Source organism: Comamonas testosteroni, from assembly GCF_030505195.1.
GTDB lineage: Bacteria > Pseudomonadota > Gammaproteobacteria > Burkholderiales > Burkholderiaceae_C > Comamonas > Comamonas testosteroni_G.
Map to the genome: position 1 here is coordinate 4602881 of NZ_CP129672.1, position 18815 is coordinate 4621695.

Annotated in this window: 13 protein-coding genes, 6 tRNA genes and 1 pseudogene; 11 read left to right on the forward strand and 9 right to left on the reverse strand. The window is 61.0% G+C overall.

Annotated features, from left to right (window positions below; genetic code table 11):
* The first annotated feature begins 197 nt into the window (after positions 1 to 197).
* Positions 198 to 2852 (forward strand): DUF349 domain-containing protein, encoded by a 2655-nt coding sequence (locus QYQ99_RS21250; RefSeq protein ID WP_302089901.1) that lies wholly within the window; start codon positions 198 to 200, stop codon positions 2850 to 2852.
* A gap of 432 nt (positions 2853 to 3284) precedes the next feature.
* On the opposite strand, the gene QYQ99_RS28505 is transcribed toward QYQ99_RS21250, so the two are convergent.
* Complete coding sequence (locus QYQ99_RS28505) at positions 3285 to 3656, reverse strand: hypothetical protein (protein WP_437439050.1); 372 nt, start codon at positions 3654 to 3656, stop codon at positions 3285 to 3287.
* A 12-nt stretch (positions 3657 to 3668) separates the two neighbouring features.
* On the opposite strand from QYQ99_RS28505, the pseudogene QYQ99_RS28510 reads away from it, so the two are divergent.
* Positions 3669 to 4025: pseudogene (locus QYQ99_RS28510) on the forward strand (hypothetical protein); the annotation flags it as partial.
* Here QYQ99_RS28510 and QYQ99_RS21260 read toward each other — a convergent pair.
* From QYQ99_RS21260 to QYQ99_RS21285, 6 genes are all read right to left on the reverse strand, one after another.
* Positions 3981 to 4065 (reverse strand) — tRNA-Leu (locus QYQ99_RS21260). The pseudogene QYQ99_RS28510 and the gene QYQ99_RS21260 sit on opposite strands and share 45 nt — an antisense overlap.
* Before the next feature lie 224 nt (positions 4066 to 4289).
* Positions 4290 to 4374: transfer RNA gene (locus QYQ99_RS21265), tRNA-Leu, on the reverse strand.
* 143 nt (positions 4375 to 4517) lie between these two features.
* Positions 4518 to 4602 (reverse strand) — tRNA-Leu (locus QYQ99_RS21270).
* A gap of 143 nt (positions 4603 to 4745) precedes the next feature.
* Positions 4746 to 4830: transfer RNA gene (locus QYQ99_RS21275), tRNA-Leu, on the reverse strand.
* Positions 4831 to 4973: 143 nt separating this feature from the next.
* Positions 4974 to 5058: transfer RNA gene (locus QYQ99_RS21280), tRNA-Leu, on the reverse strand.
* 145 nt (positions 5059 to 5203) lie between these two features.
* Positions 5204 to 5288, reverse strand: a tRNA-Leu gene (locus tag QYQ99_RS21285).
* A 34-nt stretch (positions 5289 to 5322) separates the two neighbouring features.
* Between QYQ99_RS21285 and rnr the strand changes: the two genes are divergently transcribed.
* The gene (gene rnr, locus QYQ99_RS21290) at positions 5323 to 7968 is read left to right on the forward strand and encodes a ribonuclease R (protein WP_302089902.1); all 2646 of its coding nucleotides are present in this window, start codon (positions 5323 to 5325) and stop codon (positions 7966 to 7968) included.
* A gap of 64 nt (positions 7969 to 8032) precedes the next feature.
* On the opposite strand, the gene QYQ99_RS21295 is transcribed toward rnr, so the two are convergent.
* The gene (locus QYQ99_RS21295; RefSeq protein WP_302089903.1) at positions 8033 to 9631 is read right to left on the reverse strand and encodes an NAD(P)H-hydrate dehydratase; all 1599 of its coding nucleotides are present in this window, start codon (positions 9629 to 9631) and stop codon (positions 8033 to 8035) included.
* Positions 9632 to 9728: 97 nt separating this feature from the next.
* Entirely contained in the window at positions 9729 to 11117 is a 1389-nt protein-coding gene (locus tag QYQ99_RS21300; RefSeq protein ID WP_302089904.1) for an amidase, read from the reverse strand.
* Positions 11118 to 11343: 226 nt separating this feature from the next.
* Here QYQ99_RS21300 and rpsB point away from each other — a divergent pair, with 226 nt between their 5' ends.
* The 8 genes from rpsB (at position 11344) to rseP (ending at position 18784) form a co-directional block, all read left to right on the forward strand.
* Positions 11344 to 12096, forward strand: a complete 753-nt coding sequence (gene rpsB, locus QYQ99_RS21305) for a 30S ribosomal protein S2 (protein ID WP_034367375.1) — start codon at positions 11344 to 11346, stop codon at positions 12094 to 12096.
* Between the two features lie 109 nt (positions 12097 to 12205).
* Positions 12206 to 13099 carry a translation elongation factor Ts gene (gene tsf / locus QYQ99_RS21310; RefSeq protein WP_302089905.1) on the forward strand — a complete coding sequence of 298 codons (894 nt, stop codon included), beginning with the start codon at positions 12206 to 12208 and terminating at the stop codon, positions 13097 to 13099.
* A gap of 93 nt (positions 13100 to 13192) precedes the next feature.
* Positions 13193 to 13915: a UMP kinase gene (gene pyrH / locus QYQ99_RS21315; protein WP_302089906.1), complete on the forward strand. Its 723-nt coding sequence runs from the start codon at positions 13193 to 13195 to the stop codon at positions 13913 to 13915.
* A 37-nt stretch (positions 13916 to 13952) separates the two neighbouring features.
* The gene (frr, locus tag QYQ99_RS21320; RefSeq protein ID WP_302089907.1) at positions 13953 to 14513 is read left to right on the forward strand and encodes a ribosome recycling factor; all 561 of its coding nucleotides are present in this window, start codon (positions 13953 to 13955) and stop codon (positions 14511 to 14513) included.
* A gap of 71 nt (positions 14514 to 14584) precedes the next feature.
* Positions 14585 to 15274 (forward strand): polyprenyl diphosphate synthase, encoded by a 690-nt coding sequence (gene uppS / locus QYQ99_RS21325; RefSeq protein WP_437439082.1) that lies wholly within the window; start codon positions 14585 to 14587, stop codon positions 15272 to 15274.
* Between the two features lie 14 nt (positions 15275 to 15288).
* Positions 15289 to 16146, forward strand: coding sequence for a phosphatidate cytidylyltransferase (locus tag QYQ99_RS21330; RefSeq protein ID WP_302089909.1), 858 nt, complete (start codon positions 15289 to 15291; stop codon positions 16144 to 16146).
* A complete protein-coding gene (gene ispC / locus QYQ99_RS21335) occupies positions 16143 to 17321 on the forward strand; it encodes a 1-deoxy-D-xylulose-5-phosphate reductoisomerase (protein ID WP_302089910.1) in 1179 nt (392 codons plus the stop codon). Before QYQ99_RS21330 ends, ispC begins: the two co-directional genes overlap by 4 nt.
* 92 nt (positions 17322 to 17413) lie before the next feature.
* Positions 17414 to 18784 (forward strand): RIP metalloprotease RseP, encoded by a 1371-nt coding sequence (gene rseP / locus QYQ99_RS21340; protein ID WP_302089911.1) that lies wholly within the window; start codon positions 17414 to 17416, stop codon positions 18782 to 18784.
* Positions 18785 to 18815: the final 31 nt, after the last annotated feature.

Below are 18815 nucleotides of genomic sequence, written 5' to 3' on the forward strand. Positions count from 1 at the left end.
CCCCTCGATTTCGCATTTTTTGGCTTGCCTTTAAATAAAGGCGAAAATACCGGTTTGCCCAGGTGCTCATGTGCCTGGGCTTGCGCTTGGAAAGTCTGCCCTCATGTGGGTTGGCACTGGCCTGTTGCAGCGTTGACTGCGCTGGCTGCCAAGCATTTCCTGACCCTTACATGACATCTATTTCTCCTAGCAGCACCATGTCTGATGCATCTGAAGTGAACCCGGCCTCTGCCAAGAATACTGAGCAACATCCGCTGGATGCATTGACGGGTGGTGCTTTCTCCGCCGAGACGTCGGGTGATCGCGCCGCGCGCATTCGCGACTGGTTGGCGACTCAGCCCACGGTCGAGCAACTCCAGGACGTTCACAAGGAACTGAGCAAGGGCGACAAGAGTGCTGCCCGTGCCGTGCGCGAGCGCCTTGACGAAATCCGTCGTACCGCCAATCAGGAAAAAATTTCCGTGGAATGGGCCGAGAAGGCTCAGGCCCTGCTGGCTGCAGAGCCCTTCGATGCCGCAGCTGCAGCTGCCTGGCAGCGTGATGCAGCCAAGGCCGGTGCCGCGCTGTCGCGCGAGCCTCTGTCGCAGTTCAAGGCCCGACTGGGCGAGCGCGTGAAGGCTGTGGAAGACCTGCAGCATCGCACCCAGGTGCAGCGCGAAGTGGCGCTGCTGCTGGCGCAGCGCATCGAAGTACTGTCCATCAAGTCCTGGAAGGATGCCAAGGCGGTGCTGGAAGCCCTGGGGGTCGATGTCGCGCGTTGGCAGGAGCAGGCCAAGGAGCTGACCGGCGATGCCAGCTGGAGCAGCGTGGACGGCCGTTTCCCTCCTCAGCTGGAGGCAGCTTCTGCACAACTGGCGCTGGTTTGGGATGCTTTCCAGTCTGCACTGGCACAGACCGAGGCCGCTGCCGCCGACGAGGCTGCGCCGTTGCCCACGGTTCCTGTCTGGGCCGACGAAATCCGCGTGGCTCGCGGTCTGCCTCCCGAAGCCGCTGCTGTGGAAGTGGGCAAGCCCGCTGCACCGCGCGCAGCTGCTGCTGGCCGTGGCAAGCCCACGCCCGAACAGGTGGAAGCCGCCAAGGCTGGCCTGGATCAGGCCCTGCAGGCGCTGAAGGCTGAAACTGCAGCTGGCAACAGCCAGGCCGGCTCCGAAGCCGTCCAGGCCATGCGCGCAGCCATCAAGGCCCATGGCCGCTTTGTGGACGAAGCGCTGGTGGGCGAAGTGCATGAGGCCCTGTTGGCCGCCGGTGAAGCCGAGGGTTGGCAGCGCCATCTGGCCGAGAAACTGCGCGAAGACCTGGTGGCCAAGGCAGAAGCCTTGCTCAACCGTCCCGAAGGTCAGGCACTGGGTGGTCGCAAGATCCAGGAAACCCTGCGCAGCCTGCGTGAACAGTGGAAGCAGGCCGACCAAGGTGCCGTGGCCAATCATGCGCTGTGGAAGAAGTTTGACGAGGCCTGCAACGCAGCCTACAAGGTGGTCGAGTCCTGGCACGACAAGATTCGTCAGGACAGCACGCAGGCCAAGGCTCAGCGTCTGGCTCTGATCGAAGAAATCAAGGCCTGGGCTGCAGCCAATGCGGCCAGCCAGGACTGGAAGAACATGTTGCGCGCGCTGCGCCAGTTTGGTGAGCGCTGGCGTGAAAGCGGCCATATCGGCGAAAAGCTGTTTGCCGAGCTGCAGCCCCTGTTCAAGCAGGCCATGGCTGCTGCCGAAGCGCCCCTGCAGGCTGCACAAAAGGCTAGCCTGGAGCGTCGCCATGCCATGATCGACGAAGCCACGGCCTTGGGTGCCGCCCCCAGTCTGCGCATCGACGCCGTGAAGGCGCTGCAGCAGCGCTGGCAGGCCGAAGCCCAGGTGGTGCCACTGGATCGCAAGCACGAGCAAAAGCTCTGGGATGCATTCCGCAAGCCGCTGGACGATGCCTTCAATCGCAAGAGCGTGGAGCGCGGTGGTCGCAGCCCGGTGGCGGTTGAGTTGTCCGAGCATGACCGTCGTGTGCTGGATGCGTCCAAGGCGGTCGAGGCGGCCAATGCCAGCGGCGATGTCCAAAAGATTCACGCAGCGCTGGCCGAGCTCGAAGCAGCCATCAAGGCTCAGCCCGCCAAGTCTGATGAAAACCAGGCCCAGACGGAGCAAGCGTCTGAAGCTGTTGAGGCGCAAGCGAGCGAAGCCGCTGCAGTGGCCAAGCCGGCACGCCCCGTGGTGGCCGTGCGTGGCGATGACCGCCCTGGCATGAGGAAGGAAGCTGCAGCTGCTGCAGGTGCTCGTCCTGGCGATCGCAAGGATGGCGGCCGTGGCCGCGATGCAGCGCGTGGCGAGCGCGGTGGCCGTGATGGTCGCGACAGCCGCGATGCCGGTCGTGGTCGTCGCGAGTTCACGCGTGAGGAGCGCGGGCCGCGCCTGGCCGATCCAGCCTTCCGTGCCCAGCGTGATGCCGTGGAGCATGCCCAGGAAGCTCTGCGCAAGCTGGCGGCTCAGGCACACGGCGAAGCGCTGACTCAGTTGCTCGGTGCCTGGCAGGCTCGTGATGCTGCGCAGCTGCCATCGGCTCAGCAACTGGGCGGCAAGGTGACGGCGCCTGTGCGCTCTTCCTGGTCCGGCGCTGTGGCTGCTGCGCCCAAGGGCAATGCTGCAGAGGCCCTGCTGCGCCTGGAAATGGCTGCCGATGTGCACACTCCTGCCGATCAGCTGACGGCACGCCGTGCGCTGCAGCTGCAGATGCTGACCCGCCGCAACGATCCTTCGCCTCAGCAGACCTGGGGTCAGGATGTGGCGACTGTGCTGAGCAGTGCCAGCGATGAGGCATCTGCCCGTCGCCTGCAGACCGCGCTCAAGCAATTGCTGCGCAAGTAAGCGACATATCGCCTCGATGGGAGGCGATTGCTAAAGAAAAAGGGAGTCGTTAGGCTCCCTTTTTCATTTGTGTGATCCGTCCTGCCGGAGGTTGACACCTTTTCTTGAAGGAAAAGGCAAGTCTCATGGAATCAGGCTCCAAGCGAACCCAGAGGGATTACACGCTGGCTTTTAAGCTGGCAGTGGTCGAGCAGGTAGAAAAAAGCGAGTTGACGTACAGGCAAGCACAGGCGCGTTACGGGATCCAGGGTCGATCGACGGTTGCGCAAGCACGGTCGCCAAGGTTGGGGGGCGTGGTGCATCATGTGCAGCTATGCCCACTGACAAGACCTCCCCCAGCACTGACGCCCGAGCAGCAGATCAAAGCCTTGCAAGTGCAGCTCAAAGAGGTCAATGAGAAGGCCCAGCTGTTCGAAGCGATGCTGGATGTTCTCAAGAAGGACTATGGAGTGCGCGTCGTAAAAAAGCCTTCGGCAAGTCCTCGCGCAGCGGCTCGTCCAAGGGTTGAGCGTGGCGAGGGCTTGCCGCTACGTGGGGGTCAGCCGTCAGGCGCACTACAAGCGCCTGGCCTGCCTGCATGCACGCAGCGAACAGGACAAAGCGGTGGTCGGCGAAGAGCGGTGTCATCAGCCACGCATTGGCATGCGCAAACTGCTGCACTTGCTCAAGCTGCCGCTTGATCAGGCGGGAATCCAGATCGGGCGCAATGCACTGTTCGGCGTGCTGTGCGAAGCGCGCATGCTGGTGCGGCCGCTGCACGTGTACCACAAGACCACCCATAGCCACCATCACTACCGACGGCATGCCAATCTATTCAAGGAGGGTTGGGCTAAAACAGTGGCCAGTGGCTGTGCGCAGCTGTGGGTCGCTGACATGACGTATCTGCCCACTAAGGAGAAGGCTGCCTGTTTGATGGTGACCGATGCCTGCTCGCGCAAGATCGTTGGCTGGCACGTGATGGAATGCTTGCTGCAGCGACCTGCAGATCTCCCGCTGGCACGTACCATGGTGTGCGAATCGGTCCGGCTGTACAACGAGCACCGGCCGCACGGGTCAGTGCTGCTTACTATTGGCGGGGGGGCGTCAACGAAAAAGCCGCTGCATTTGCATGCAACGGCTTGTCGTGTTTGGTGCCCAGGAGAGGACTCGAACCTCCACGGAGTTACCCGCTAGTACCTGAAACTAGTGCGTCTACCAATTCCGCCACCTGGGCTTTCAGGATGGCTTGAATTATATAGCGTTCAAAGTCGCTGCCAGGCCGGTTGAGGTACTTTTTTGTGCGAGTTGTCGATGGGGCGTTCTGGGGCTTGGCGATCCTTGTCGACTCGCGGGATCGGAAGTGCGAGGGGTAGAGGCCAGCTCGCCCGGAGTTGCCTTCGGCGTTGGAGTATGAAAACGAAAAAGCCGCTGCATTTGCATGCAACGGCTTGTCGTGTTTGGTGCCCAGGAGAGGACTCGAACCTCCACGGAGTTACCCGCTAGTACCTGAAACTAGTGCGTCTACCAATTCCGCCACCTGGGCATTTCAGAGTGGTTGCATTATAGAGCGGCTGGAGGGCTGCTCATGCCGGTTTGCGTGGATTTTTCAGAAAACTTTTCGCGGCTGCTGAGGTGACGGCAAAAACGAAAAAGCCGCTGCATTTGCATGCAACGGCTTGTCGTATTTGGTGCCCAGGAGAGGACTCGAACCTCCACGGAGTTACCCGCTAGTACCTGAAACTAGTGCGTCTACCAATTCCGCCACCTGGGCATTTCAGAGTGAGTGAATTGTATAGCAGCTTGAGTACTGCTCAAGCCGGTTTGCGCGGATTTTTCAGAAAACTTTTCGCGACGGCTGAGGTGGCGGTGAAAACGAAAAAGCCGCTGCATTTGCATGCAACGGCTTGTCGTATTTGGTGCCCAGGAGAGGACTCGAACCTCCACGGAGTTACCCGCTAGTACCTGAAACTAGTGCGTCTACCAATTCCGCCACCTGGGCATTTCAGAGTGAGTGAATTGTATAGCAGCTTGAGCACTGCTCAAGCCGGTTTGCGTGGATTTTTCAGAAAACTTTTCGCGGCTACTGAGGTGGCGGTGAAAACGAAAAAGCCGCTGCATCTGCATGCAACGGCTTGTCGTATTTGGTGCCCAGGAGAGGACTCGAACCTCCACGGAGTTACCCGCTAGTACCTGAAACTAGTGCGTCTACCAATTCCGCCACCTGGGCTTTCAGGGAAGCTTCGTATTGTAATGCATTTTCTTGCGTTCAATCCGAATCTTCAAATTCTCTAAGATGCCGCTTGGCTTGAAAGCATCCCTTTTGGGGAATGTTTTCCAAGTTTGTTTCAACCCTTGCAGGTTGTCGTTAAACTTGGTGCCCAGGAGAGGACTCGAACCTCCACGGAGTTACCCGCTAGTACCTGAAACTAGTGCGTCTACCAATTCCGCCACCTGGGCATCTCAGGAAAGACATAGATTGTATATCAAAAAAATGAACCCTCGCGCAAAAGTTGCCGATATGAACGAAGAAATTTTGGGCACTGTGCAGGGCCATCGCGACGGTCATGGCTTTGTCGTCCGCGACGATGGTGAGCGTGACATCTACCTTCCCCCCAATGAAATGCGTGCCGTGCTGCACAAGGACAGGGTCCAGGTGCGCATTGCCCGTCATGATCATCGCGGTCGCCCCGAAGGGCGTGTGGTGGAAATCGTGGAGCGTCCCGATCAGCCCATCATTGGTCGCTTTTTGCAGGAAAGCGGTGTCTGGCTTGTGGCCCCTGAAGACAAACGCTACGGTCAGGATGTTTTGATTCCTTCCAACGCCACAGGCGCGGCCAAGCCGGGGCAGGTGGTGGTGGTGGAGCTGACGGAGGCGCCGGCGCTGTTCGGCCAGCCTGTGGGCCGCATCATCGAAGTGCTGGGCGAAGTGGATGACCCCGGCATGGAGATCGAGATTGCGGTGCGCAAGTATGGCGTGCCGCATATCTTCTCCGACGCCTGTCTCGAGCAAGCCAAGGTGCTGCCCGAAAAAGTTCGACCCGCAGACTACAAGCACCGCATCGATCTGACCGATATTCCGCTGGTCACCATTGATGGCGAAGATGCGCGCGACTTTGACGATGCCGTGTATTGCGAGCCTGCCAAGGTGGGGCGCAGCAAGGGTTGGCGCCTGCTGGTGGCGATTGCCGACGTGAGTCACTATGTGACCACGGGCAGCGCCATTGATGTGGATGCCTACGACCGCGCCACCAGCGTGTACTTTCCGCGTCGCGTGATTCCCATGCTGCCGGAAAAGCTCAGCAACGGACTGTGCTCGCTGAACCCCGACGTCGATCGGCTGTGCATGGTCTGTGACATGCTGATCACGGCGCAAGGCGAGATTCACGCTTATCAGTTCTACCCGGCAGTGATGCATAGCCATGCGCGCTTCACCTATACCGAGGTGGCGGCAATCCTGGCCAATACGCGTGGCCCAGAAGCGGCCAAGCGCAAGGATCGCGTGCAGGACCTGCTGAATCTGTATGGTGTCTTCCAGTCTCTGCTGAAGGCCCGCGAGGCGCGTGGTGCCGTGGACTTTGAGACGACCGAGACGCAGATCGTCTGCGACGACAACGGTCGCATAGAAAAGATCGTGCCGCGCACCCGTAACGATGCGCACAAGCTGATTGAAGAGGCCATGCTGGCGGCCAATGTCTGCAGCGCAGATTTCATCGACCAAAGCGGGCAGCTTGGCCTGTTCCGCGTCCACGACAAGCCTTCGCTGGAAAAGCAGGAGATCCTGCGCAACTACCTCAAGGCCATGGGCCTGAGCATGAGCATCAGCGAGAACCCTTCGACCAAGGAGTTCCAGCAGATTGCCAATGCCACCAAGGACCGGCCGGACTCGCAGCAGATTCACACCATGCTGCTGCGCTCCATGATGCAGGCCTTCTATACGCCGGAGGGCTCGGGTCACTTCGGCTTGGCCTTTGAGGCCTATACGCACTTCACCAGCCCGATTCGTCGCTATCCCGACTTGCTGGTGCACCGCGTGATCAAGGCTGAGCTGAACGGCACGCACTACAAGCTGCCCAGCCTGCCGACGCCGGGTGAGGCCGAAGCGAAGATGGCCAAACGCCTGGCCTCGCGTGTGGTCGAGCCGGGGCAAAAGCCGCGCAAGCGCGCGGCGGCCAAGGAATTCCAGGCATGGGAGGCTGCCGGCCTGCACTGCAGTGCCAACGAGCGCCGCGCCGACGAGGCCAGCCGCGATGTGGAGGCCTGGCTCAAGTGCAAATACATGCGCGAGCATCTGGGCGAAGAATATTCCGGCGTGGTTTCTTCGGTGACCACTTTCGGAGTCTTTGTGACGCTGGATGCCATGTATGTGGAAGGCTTGGTGCATATCACCGAGCTGGGTGGTGACTATTTCCGCTTTGATGAGGCGCGCCAGGAGTTGCGTGGTGAGCGCTCGGGTGTGCGCTACGGCATTGGCGCGCGAGTGCGGGTGCAGGTCAGTCGCGTGGATCTGGACGGACGTCGCATCGACTTCCGCCTGGTTCGTGATGGCGAGGATGGCTTGGTGCAAACACCACGCAGCGGACGTGGCCAAGCCAAGGATGAGGGGCGTGGTCGCCGCGAGTCACGTGACGAGCGCGGCGCGGGCGGCTATGCCGACAAGTGGAGTCGCCGCGATGCCAAGGCAAATCGTGCGCAGCGCAATGCCGCTGCAGGTCCGGCTTCTGCTCCCGAGCCCGATCGCGCCAAGCAGGGTCGAAAGGCAGCCAAGAAAGCCATGCTGAAAAGCGTGAATCTGGCCGCACTGGAGGCGGAGTACTCACAAGAGCAAGCTGCGCCTAAGCCTGAGCCTGTGATGGAGCCCGTCACAGCGGTGCAGCAAGCCAAGCCGCGCAAGGCAGCAGGCAGGAAAAAGGTTGCAGCCCTGCTTGCGCCTGCTGCTCCGGCCATCGCTGTTGCCAAGGCTGCGGCCAAGCCCGAATCAAAGTCGGTCGCAAAGCCCGCAACAAAGCCTGCAACAAAGGTCGCAGCGAAGCCTGTGGCGAAGTCGGCTTCCAAAGTCGTAAAGGCTGCGGCCCAGCCTGCGGCAGGTGCCAAGGCTGCGCCAGCAAGCAAGACCAGCAGGCGCAAGACTGAGCGCTGATTGCTCTCCTATCAAGAGCTGAAAGGCCTTGTCAGATAATGGCAAGGCCTTTGTTTTTGGTGGTTTATTGATTGCCCAGACGCACAGCCAGTGCACTGGCGCTGAATGGGCGTTCATCAGGCCAGCAATCTGCAATGTGGCCATGGCGGAATGCGGCCTGAGTCGCTGCCATATCGGCACTTTGACCCTGTGCCCATAGCGCCGCTATCAATCCGGCAAGCACGTCGCCGGTGCCGCCCGTGGCCAGTCGGGCATTGCCGCTGGTATTGATCCAGGCTTGCTGCTGCGAATTGGCAGTGACCGTGCCGGATCCCTTGAGCAGCACCGTGCACTGAAATTTGCTGGCAAGCTGCAGGCAGGATTGAAGGCGGTTGGCTTGTACTTGAGCAGTACTGGTTTGCAGCAGGCGCGCGGCCTCCAGCGGGTGGGGGGTCAACACCGTGGTTTGCTGGTGTGCGGCGCGCTGGCTCAGTTGCTGTGCCAGTACCGGGCTGGCCGCAACGGCGTTGAGTGCGTCGGCATCCAGCACCAGTCGTGGTGCTTGTGCCAGTATGTGAGGCAACCAGGCCTGCACGGCTTCGCCGCCACCGCAGCCGCAGACCACGGTGGCCTGGCTCCAGTCCTGCGCGGCGGGCCGGCGCAACATGATTTCCGGCCAGGGCGCAACGCCTTGCGGTGATTGCTCGTCCAGCAAGGCCAGCATGACGCGGCCGGCACCGGCGTGCAGTGCAGCCAGTGCCGCCAGCCAGGCTGCGCCCGTCATCGACAGGCCGCGCAAGCCCAGGCCTTCGCCACCGAGCACGGCCACATCGCCAAAACTGCCTTTGTGGCTGGCGTGCGGGCGTGCTCTTGAGGAGGTAAGGCCTGCTGGGTTGCTCAGATGCGCTTTGGGCTGTGCTGCAGCGGCCGGGCAGGGCGAGTTTGGTGCGTCGGGAGCGCTGGCAATGCCGCAGCTCAGGTCGTCCCACCAGATTTGTCCGCAGGCATCGCGGCCCTGGCCGGTGAACAGGCCGGGCTGCAGGGTCAGCAAGGCAAGCGTGTGGCGCCGTTGGTCGGCGGCGATGGGGTCGGGCGCGAATTCCCTCAGATATTGACCGGTATCGGCATCGAGGCCTGAAGCAATGTCTACACAGAGTACGTTGCAGGTGCAATGCCGAACCTGGGCCAGCAACTGCAGCAGGCGCTGATCGGCAGTCGAGGTCTTGTCAGAAGTGCGCGGGCTCAGTCCTATGCCCAGCAGCGCGTCGACGCATAGGTCTTGTGGTCCCAGATCGGCGGGGGCGTCATTGAGCCATTGCACGCCAGCCTGCAAGGCTGTATTGCGGGAAACCTGCGCATCGGACGGAAGTTCGGCAGGTGCGCGCACTTCGCTGACCATGATTTGCGCATGGGGCAGCATGGCGCTGAGCTGCGCCGCCGCCTCGAAGCCGTCGCCGCCGTTGTTGCCAGGGCCGCAGGCAATCCAGATGCGTTGTGCGTGCGGGGCTATTGCCATTGCCAGTTTGGCGATGGCAAGGCCTGCGCGCTCCATCAGTGCGTGAGGCGGCAGGCGGTCGGCGCAAGCCTTCTCGATCTGCCGCGTGGCGGCGGTGCTGAACAGCGGCCAGCCTTGACCAGCGGAAATGGAGGTGGGCGGGGTGTCGGTGGGGGAAATGCGCAGCATGGTCCGAGGATAGCCTCCGGCCGCGTATTTGTGGGTTTTGATGATTTTTGCCTTGTTGACCAATAGCCATAAGCGGTCATAGCTACAAAAATGGGAGTCAGTTGCGATTGAGCACGGCTTCGATGCCCGCGCTGATATTCAGGATGGCATCGTCGTGCAGGGCGGCATGCCAGATCATCAGACCCATGGGGAGTTCGTTCGGGTTGTGGCACGGCAGTGACAGGGCGCAGCCGTCCAGCATATTGACCACGCTGGTATTGCGCAGCAGCAGGCTGTTGACGCGGAAGAATTCTTCGTCACGCTTGATGTCGGCTGCGGCGTCGATCCCGTTGGCCGGGGCGACGGATGCAGTCGTGGGGGCAGTGATCGGTGTGGTGGGCGAGAGCAGGGCGTCATAGCCGGCCAGGGCGCTCTCCATCCTGGCAATCCAGTGCTTGCGCGCGGCCAGCAGGTCCAGATAGTCGGCAGCGCTCATGCTCGCGCCGCGCTCTATGCGCGAGCGCACCCGGGGATCGTAGAGCGCGGCTTTGGCGGGATCTTGCAGATGGCGCCGGTGCCAGGCATAGCTTTCGGTGGGTGAGAAGCCGCCGATGATGTTGATGCCGTCCAGCTCCTCCAGCTCGGGCAAGTCAATCCACTCGATCTGTGCGCCGTCGGCCTGGAGCTTGGCGATGCTGCGTTCGAAGGCGCTGCGCACGGCAGGTTCGATCTGCTCGAAGAAGAGGGGGCGCGGCACTGCCAGGCGCCACTGGCTCAGGCTGCGTTCGTCCTTGGCGACTTCGCGCCCGGCCAGAATCTCGTGCAGCAGCACGGCATCGCGCACGCTGCGGGTGATGGCACAAGCGGTATCCAGTGTGGGCGATAGAGGCACTGTCCCTTCGGTGGGGACCAGTCTGGCCGTGCTTTTGAAGCCAACCAGGCCGTTGAGCGCAGCGGGAATGCGGATGGAGCCGCCGGTGTCCGAGCCCAGGGCTGCCCAGGCCGCGCCGCTGGCGACGGAAACGGCCGCTCCTGACGAGGAGCCGCCGGGAATGCGTGCCGGCCATGTGGGCGCCAGCTGAGGGTTGGCGGGGTGGCGGGCATCCAGTGCGGCCGGGGTGCCGAAATGCGGGTTCACGCCCACGCCGGAAAAAGCGAACTCGACCATATGGGTGCGGCCGATGATGGCCGCGCCTGCCGCGCGCAGGCGGGCAACGGCGGTGGCGTCTGCCTGGGCGACGGGCGCATCCTGCAGCACCAGGGAGCTGGCGGCGCTGCGCGTGCCTTGCGTGTCGAACAGATCCTTGACCGAGATGGCCAGGCCGGCCAGGGGCGTAGTGGACGGCGTTTCTGCAGCAGCCCAGCGTGCCTCGTTAAAAAAAGTCTGGCTGAAAACGTTGGCGCACAAGGGGCTTCGCGCGGCAGCGATGCTCATTTGCATGAGGTTTGTGGCGCTTTGGCGGCCTTCGCGGATCTCAAGAGCGACGTGACTGAGGTCGAGTTGCATGGCAGTGTGCTAAAATTTTGCGGCTTTGCTAAGGGTTAGTCCGTGAGGATTGACTTGAAAAGCTCTGAAGGTGGTTGATGCGATGGCGTTTTGCGTGTTGCAGCAATTGCTTTTAAGTCGGCAAGGCAAATAGCAAACCGGCCTATTCAAGGTGTTGCGATCGCTTTTTTCAAGGCGGCTGCAATCGTTGGGCCGGATTTTAGACCCAACCTTTGAGGTAATTAACATGGCAGTAACAATGCGCGAGATGCTGGAAGCCGGCGTCCACTTCGGTCACCAAACTCGTTTCTGGAATCCCAAGATGGCTCCGTTCATCTTCGGTGCCCGCAACAAGATCCACATCATCAACCTGGAAAAGTCCCTGCCGATGTTCCAGGAAGCCCAGAAGTTCGCCAAGCAGCTGACTGCTAACGGCGGCACCATCCTGATGGTGGGTACAAAGCGTCAGGCCCGTGAGCTGGTGGCCGAAGAAGCCAAGCGCGCTGGCGTGCCCTTCGTTGACCAGCGCTGGCTGGGCGGCATGCTGACCAACTTCAAGACCGTCAAGACCTCCATCAAGCGTCTGAAGGATATGAAGGCTCAGCAAGAAGCTGGTCTGGAATCCATGTCCAAGAAGGAACAGCTGATGTTCGTTCGCGAACTGGAAAAGCTGGAAAAGGACATCGGCGGCATTCAGGATATGAACGGTCTGCCCGACGCCATTTTCGTGATCGACGTGGGCTTCCACAAGATCGCTATCGCTGAAGCCAAGAAGCTGGGCATTCCTCTGGTCGGCGTGGTTGACACCAACCACAACCCCGAAGGTATCGACTACGTGATCCCCGGTAACGACGACTCCGCCAAGGCAGTCGAGCTGTACGCCCGCGGTATCGCTGACGCGATCCTGGAAGGCCGTGAAGCCCGTCTGAACGACGTGGTGAAGGCTGCTGCTGGTGACAACGGCGACGAATTCGTGGAAGTGGAAGCGTCCGCCGCCTAAGCGAAGTCCGGCTGCGCGACCGCATCGCGAAAAAAAAGCGGGGCTCTAGGTAGCCCCGTTTTTTTAGCCGGAATCCTGTAACGAATCGAACTGATACTGGAGAAATACGATGGCAATTACTGCAAGCATGGTCGCTGAACTGCGCGCCAAGACCGACGCCCCCATGATGGAATGCAAGAAGGCTCTGACGGAAGCTGATGGCGATATGGCCAAGGCTGAAGAGCTGCTGCGCGTCAAGCTGGGTACCAAGGCTGGCAAGGCCGCTTCCCGCGTGACTGCTGAAGGCGTTGTGGCTGCTTTCATCGACGGCGGCAAGGGCGGCCTGATCGAAGTGAACAGCGAAACCGACTTCGTGTCCAAGAACGACAGCTTCATGGCCATGGCTAACGCCGCTGCCAAGCTGGTCGCTGAGCACAACCCCGCTGACCTGGACGCTCTGGGCGCTCTGGCCTACGAACAAGACGGCTACGGCCCCACTCTGGAAGATGTGCGCAAGGGCCTGATCGGCAAGATCGGCGAAAACATGTCTTTCCGTCGCTTCAAGGCTTTCAGCGGCGCTGGCCTGGCTGCCTACGTGCACGGCACCCGCATTGGCGTGGTGGTCGAGTTCGACGGCGACGCTGCTGCTGCCAAGGACGTGGCAATGCACGTGGCTGCCATGAAGCCCGTGGCTCTGACTTCCGCTGACGTGCCTGCTGACCTGATCGCCAAGGAACGCGCTGTGGCCGAAGGCAAGGCAGCCGAATCGGGCAAGCCTGCTGACATCGTTTCCAAGATGGTTGAAGGCTCCGTGCAGAAGTACCTGAAGGAAGTGTCCCTGGCTGACCAGGTCTTCGTGAAGGCTGCTGACGGCAAGCAAACCGTCGCTCAGATGCTCAAGGCTGCCAACACCAATGTGAAGGCGTTCACGATGTATGTCGTGGGTGAAGGCATTGAGAAGAAGACTGACGACTTCGCCGCTGAAGTGGCTGCCCAGGTGGCAGCAGCCAAGGCTGGTGCTTAAACCTAAGCCTTAGCAACAATCGCGGCCTAGAGCCGCGATTGATTTATTCCCCTCCCGTTTTCATACTCATTCAACTTCCATCGGAGAAACACCATGTCCAACGCCATTCCAGCCCACAAGCGCATCTTGCTCAAGCTGTCGGGGGAGGCGTTAATGGGAGATGACCAGTTCGGCATCAACCGTGCAACCATCGAGCGCATGGTGGCTGAGATCGTGGAAGTGACCAAGGTGGGTGTGCAGGTTGCCGTGGTGATCGGCGGCGGCAACATCTTCCGCGGCGTGGCAGGCGGCTCGGTCGGCATGGACCGTGCGACTGCCGACTATATGGGCATGCTGGCCACGGTGATGAACGCGCTGGCTCTGGCAGATGCCATGGACAAGCAGGGTTTGACGGCTCGCGTGATGTCCGCCATTGCTATCGAGCAGGTGGTCGAGCCCTATGTGCGTCCCAAGGCGCTGCAGTACCTGGAAGAGGGCAAGGTCGTGGTGTTTGCTGCCGGTACGGGCAATCCCTTCTTCACCACCGACACGGCCGCTGCGCTGCGTGGTGCTGAAATCGGTGCCGAAGTCGTGCTCAAGGCCACCAAGGTGGATGGCGTGTACACGGCTGACCCGCTCAAGGATCCTTCGGCCACGCGTTACGACAAGCTGGCTTTCGATGAGGCCATTTCGCGCAATCTGGGCATCATGGATGCAACGGCTTTCGCGCTGTGCCGCGACCAGAAGCTGCCGATTCGCGTGTTCTCCATCGTCAAGCCCGGCGCACTTAAGCGAGTGGTCATGGGTGAAGACGAAGGCACTCTGGTGTACGCTTGAGCGTTTTGCCGCCACATGCCCGCAAAGGAACAAGAACATGACGATCGCTGAAATCAAAAAGAACACCGAAACCAAGATGGGTCAGTCCATCGAGGCTCTGAAGAACAACCTGGCCCGCGTGCGTACCGGACGTGCGAATCCCGCGCTGCTGGATGCCATTCATGTCGAGTACTACGGCTCCATGGTGCCTCTGTCCCAGGTGGCCAATGTGTCTTTGCTGGATGCCCGCACGATCAGCGTGCAGCCTTGGGAAAAGAACATGGCTGCCAAGGTGGAAAAGGCCATTCGCGAGAGCGATCTGGGCCTGAATCCCGCCTCCATGGGCGATCTGATTCGCGTGCCTATGCCTCCCATGAGCGAAGAGCGTCGCAGGGAGATGACCAAGCTGGCGCGCAACGAAGGCGAGAACGCCAAGATTGCCGTTCGCAACCTGCGCCGCGATGCCAACGAAGGCGTGAAGAAGCTGGTCAAGGACAAGGAAGCCTCTGAAGACGATCAGAAGCGCTCCGAAGCCGAAATCCAGAAGATCACCGACAAGCACATTGCCGAGATCGATACGCTGGTGGCGGCCAAGGAACAGGACATCATGGCGGTCTGAGTCTTTTCAAAGGACTTGTACTTTTGACATCCAAGAAAAACGGCGCGGTTCCGCGCCATATCGCCGTCATCATGGACGGCAACGGACGGTGGGCCAAACGCCGTCTGCTTCCACGTCTTGCTGGTCACAAGCAGGGTGTAGAGTCCCTGCGCCGCTGCGCCCGCGCCTGCGTCGAGCGTGGCGTGCAGGTGCTCACGGTGTTTGCGTTTTCCTCCGAGAACTGGAACCGACCACAGGAAGAGGTCTCGGGCCTCATGAGCCTGCTGGCCAATGCCCTGGCCAAGGAAGTCGCTCAACTCAGTCGCGACGGCGTGCGCCTGTACTTTGTTGGCGACCGTCATGGGCTGAGCGACAAGGTTCGGGAGGGCTTGGTAGAAGCCGAGCGCATCACCGCCCACAACACGCGTCTGGTTCTCAACGTCTGCTTCAACTACGGTGGCCGCTGGGATATTGCCCAGGCTGCACAGAGGCTGGTGGCCCAGGGGCTGGAGCTGACTCCCGAGAATCTGGACAGGGCCATGGCCTTGGCCCATGTGCCGGATCCTGATCTCATGATCCGCACCGGCGGTGAAACTCGCATCAGCAATTTCCTGCTCTGGCAGGCTGCTTATACAGAGCTGTTTTTCAGCAATGCCCTGTGGCCTGACTTCGATGAGGCGGCCCTTGACGAGGCCATTGCCGTGTTTGGCGGTCGTGAGCGCCGCTTCGGCCAGACTTCCGAGCAGATCCAACCATCATCTACCGTCACCTTGACGGTTTAACCATAAGAGGTGCCATGCTCAAGCAGCGCGTCATTACCGCCTTGATCTTGCTGGCCATTTTGCTGCCGGCACTGTTTTATACGGCCAGCACCGTGCCCTTTGCCGCACTGATGCTGTTGTTCATGGCGGCTGGTGCCTGGGAGTGGGGGCGACTCAATGGTTTTGGGCAGGCAGGCTCGCTGGGCCTGGGTGCTGTCTGTACGGCGCTGTGCGCCGGCTCCTGGTGGGCCGGCTGGGTTGATCAGCCTCTGGCCACGGTGTGGCTGATTGCGGGCTCCCTCTGGGTGCTGGGGGGCGTGCTGCTGCTGCGCGCAGGCGTGGCGGGCTGGCCGCATATTCCGGCAGCAGTTCGTCTGGTCGGCGGCGTGCTGGCATTGTGGCTGGCCTGGCTGGCCGTGGTGCAGGCGCGCAATATCGGCATCAACTTCCTGCTGTCGGTGCTGGTGCTGGTATGGGTGGCTGATGTCTTTGCCTATTTTGCAGGCCGCACTTTCGGCCTGAAGTTCACCAGGAACAAGCTCGCTCCTTCCATCAGTCCCGGCAAGAGCTGGGAAGGTGTCTGGGGCGGCATGCTGGGGGTGATTGTTCTGGCTCTGGTCTGGAGCTGGGCTGATCGCCATTACGGCGCCGGTGTTCCCAGTTTCTATTCGGTGCTGCAGTCGCGCGGACTTTGGTTCCTGCTGCTGGCTGCGGTGTTTATGGCTGCGATGAGTGTGGTGGGCGACCTGGTCGAATCCCTCATCAAGCGCAGCGTCGGTGTCAAGGACAGCAGCGGCTTGCTGCCCGGCCATGGTGGTGTCCTGGATCGCATTGATGCTCTCCTGCCCACACTGCCGTTGGCGATGATGCTCTCATCCTTTGTGCATCCATGAAGCAGAAAATCACGGTTCTGGGTTCTACCGGTTCCATCGGAACCAATACCCTGGATGTGGTGGCGCGCCACCCTGAACAATACGAAATCTTCGCGCTGAGTGCGGCCACGCAAGTGGATCTGATGCTCAGGCAATGCGCGCAGTTCAAGCCGCAGTTCGCTGTGATGGCCAGTGCGCCTCATGCTCGTCAACTGGCTGAGGCAATCAAGCAAAACGGACTCCAGACACAGGTTCTTCAGCAGCGGGATGCTCTTGAAGTGATTGCGTCGCATCCTGATGTGGATGCCGTCATGGGTGCGATTGTCGGAGCGGCCGGTCTGGCTCCCTGTCTGGCGGCTGCCAAGGCCGGCAAGCGTCTGCTGCTGGCCAACAAGGAGGCCCTGGTGGTGGGCGGCGCGCTGTTCATGGACACTGTCAAGCGCCATGGAGCCACTTTGCTGCCCATCGACAGCGAGCACTCGGCCATCTTCCAGTGCCTGCCCGAGGACAGCAGTACATGGACTGATCGCGTCGACTCCTTGCTGTTGACGGCATCGGGTGGTCCGTTCCGCCAGCGTGATCCGGCGACACTGTCCGAAATCACGCCCGAGCAGGCTTGCTCGCACCCCAACTTCTCCATGGGGCGCAAGATCTCGGTGGACTCGGCCACCATGATGAACAAGGCGCTGGAGGTGATCGAGGCGCGCTGGCTGTTCGATATGGCGCCCGAGAAGATCAAGGTGGTGATCCATCCGCAGCAGATCGTGCACTCCATGGTGCAGTTCAAGGATTCTTCCGTACTCGCTCAGCTGGGTACGCCCGATATGCGGGTGCCGATTGCCTGCGGTCTGGCCTGGCCCGAGCGCATCGAGAGCGGCGCACCTGTGCTGGATTTCGCCAAGCTGGCGGCGCTGACCTTCGAGGAGGCGGATGTGCACCGCTTTCCGGGCCTGCATCTGTCCTGGCAGGCGCTGCGCGCGCCCGAGGGCACGACCACGGTGCTCAATGCCGCGAACGAAGTGGCTGTCGCCGCATTTCTGGAGCGTCGCCTGTCGTTTGACCGCATTCATGCCCTCAATCTGCAGACGCTGGAATCCGTTCAACCTGGTGCCGTAGGCAGTCTGCAAGAGTTGATGGCGCTCGATGAGCGAGCGCGCGAGCGTGCGGCAGACATAGCGAGGCAGTGGGCGCGCTGATCTGGCGTCGACTTCGGGTGCTTGAGGAGTTGCCGGTTGAACTTGCGGCCTGAGGCACACTCCAAGCATTGATTGGCATTAAGGAGTTTCAGGTGTTGCTGACGGTTGTGGCTTTCATCGTGGCGCTCGGCGTTCTGATTGCAGTGCATGAGTGGGGCCACTATCGCGTTGCCGTGGCCTGCGGTGTCAAGGTGCTGCGTTACTCCGTGGGCTTTGGCAAGCCGCTGTTGCGCTGGGTCGGCAAGAAGTCGGGCACCGAGTATGTGATTGCGGCGCTGCCTCTGGGCGGCTATGTGCGCATGCTTGACGAACGTGAGGGCGAGGTCAGGCCCGAGGAAAAACATCTGGCCTTCAACAATCAGCCCCTGCGCTCACGTGCAGCCATTGTTGCCGCGGGACCTGTGGCCAATCTGGTGCTGGCTGTGGCGCTGCTGGCGGTGGTCAACTGGGTGGGTACCAACGAGCCGGCAGCCCGACTTGCGGCTCCTGCGGAAGGCACTTTGCTGCATCAGGCCGGTATTCAAAGTGGCGACTGGGTGCAGCGTGTCTCTGTGGGTGGCCGGGAATGGCAGCCTGTGCGTGCCCTGGGTGATTTGCGCTGGCTGGTGACGACAGCTGCCATTGAGGGTGAAACCTTGCAGTTGGAGGTGGCGGCACAGGAGCACGGCGCGGGGCGTGTCGTGCCGCTCGATCTTGCTTCTTTGCAACAAAAGGAACCAGATGCGGCTTTCTTTGACAGGGTCGGACTGCAGGGAGCCTGGAGTCGTCCGGTCATAGAAGAGGTTGTTGCAGGTGGCCCGGCAGAAAAGGCGGGTCTGCAAAAAGGCGATGTGTTGCTCAGCATCGATGGCCATGCCGCTCAGGATGGCGCTCAGGCGCGTGCCGCGATTCGTGCCTCGGGTGCATCCGGTCAAGTCGAGCCGCAGGCCTGGGTTGTGGAGCGTACGGGCCAGCGTCTGAATCTGCAGGTGCAGCCGGAAATAGTACCTGGCAAGGATGGGCAAGCTGCAACTGCACGTGTGAACGCCTTTATTGGCAGCCAGCCCGAGATGGTGCTGGTGCGCCATGGCTTTCTGGATGGCTTGAGTGCCGGTGTGCGCAAGACCTGGGAGCTGTCCTCCATGACACTGCGCATGATGGGGCGCATGCTGATCGGTCAGGCCTCGCTCAAGAATATCAGCGGTCCTTTGACGATCGCAGACTATGCAGGCAAGTCCGCCAGCATGGGGCTGGTGCAATACCTGTCGTTCCTCGCGCTTATCAGCATCAGCCTGGGCGTTCTCAACCTGCTACCATTGCCCGTTCTGGATGGTGGGCACCTGATGTATTATCTTTGGGAAGGTTTGACGGGGCGCAGTGTCTCTGATGTCTGGGCTGAAAGAATGCAGCGTGCCGGCGTCGCAGTCATATTGCTGATGATGTCAGTCGCCTTTTTCAACGATATCAACCGGCTCTGGGGCTAATTTTTACCGCTACGGTAGGCCGCATTCGCGG

Bases quoted from the DNA above. Each gene is read 5' to 3' on its own strand.
- QYQ99_RS28505 (WP_437439050.1), bottom strand. From the start codon at position 3,656: ATGCCGTCGGTAGTGATGGTGGCTATGGGTGGTCTTGTGGTACACGTG.
- tsf (WP_302089905.1), top strand. From the start codon at position 12,206: ATGGCAATTACTGCAAGCATGGTCGCTGAACTGCGCGCCAAGACCGAC.
- uppS (WP_437439082.1), top strand. From the start codon at position 14,585: ATGGACGGCAACGGACGGTGGGCCAAACGCCGTCTGCTTCCACGTCTT.
- pyrH (WP_302089906.1), top strand. From the start codon at position 13,193: ATGTCCAACGCCATTCCAGCCCACAAGCGCATCTTGCTCAAGCTGTCG.
- QYQ99_RS21295 (WP_302089903.1), bottom strand. From the start codon at position 9,631: ATGCTGCGCATTTCCCCCACCGACACCCCGCCCACCTCCATTTCCGCT.
- frr (WP_302089907.1), top strand. From the start codon at position 13,953: ATGACGATCGCTGAAATCAAAAAGAACACCGAAACCAAGATGGGTCAG.
- QYQ99_RS21300 (WP_302089904.1), bottom strand. From the start codon at position 11,117: ATGCAACTCGACCTCAGTCACGTCGCTCTTGAGATCCGCGAAGGCCGC.
- QYQ99_RS21250 (WP_302089901.1), top strand. From the start codon at position 198: ATGTCTGATGCATCTGAAGTGAACCCGGCCTCTGCCAAGAATACTGAG.
- QYQ99_RS21330 (WP_302089909.1), top strand. From the start codon at position 15,289: ATGCTCAAGCAGCGCGTCATTACCGCCTTGATCTTGCTGGCCATTTTG.
- rpsB (WP_034367375.1), top strand. From the start codon at position 11,344: ATGGCAGTAACAATGCGCGAGATGCTGGAAGCCGGCGTCCACTTCGGT.
- rnr (WP_302089902.1), top strand. From the start codon at position 5,323: ATGAACCCTCGCGCAAAAGTTGCCGATATGAACGAAGAAATTTTGGGC.
- ispC (WP_302089910.1), top strand. From the start codon at position 16,143: ATGAAGCAGAAAATCACGGTTCTGGGTTCTACCGGTTCCATCGGAACC.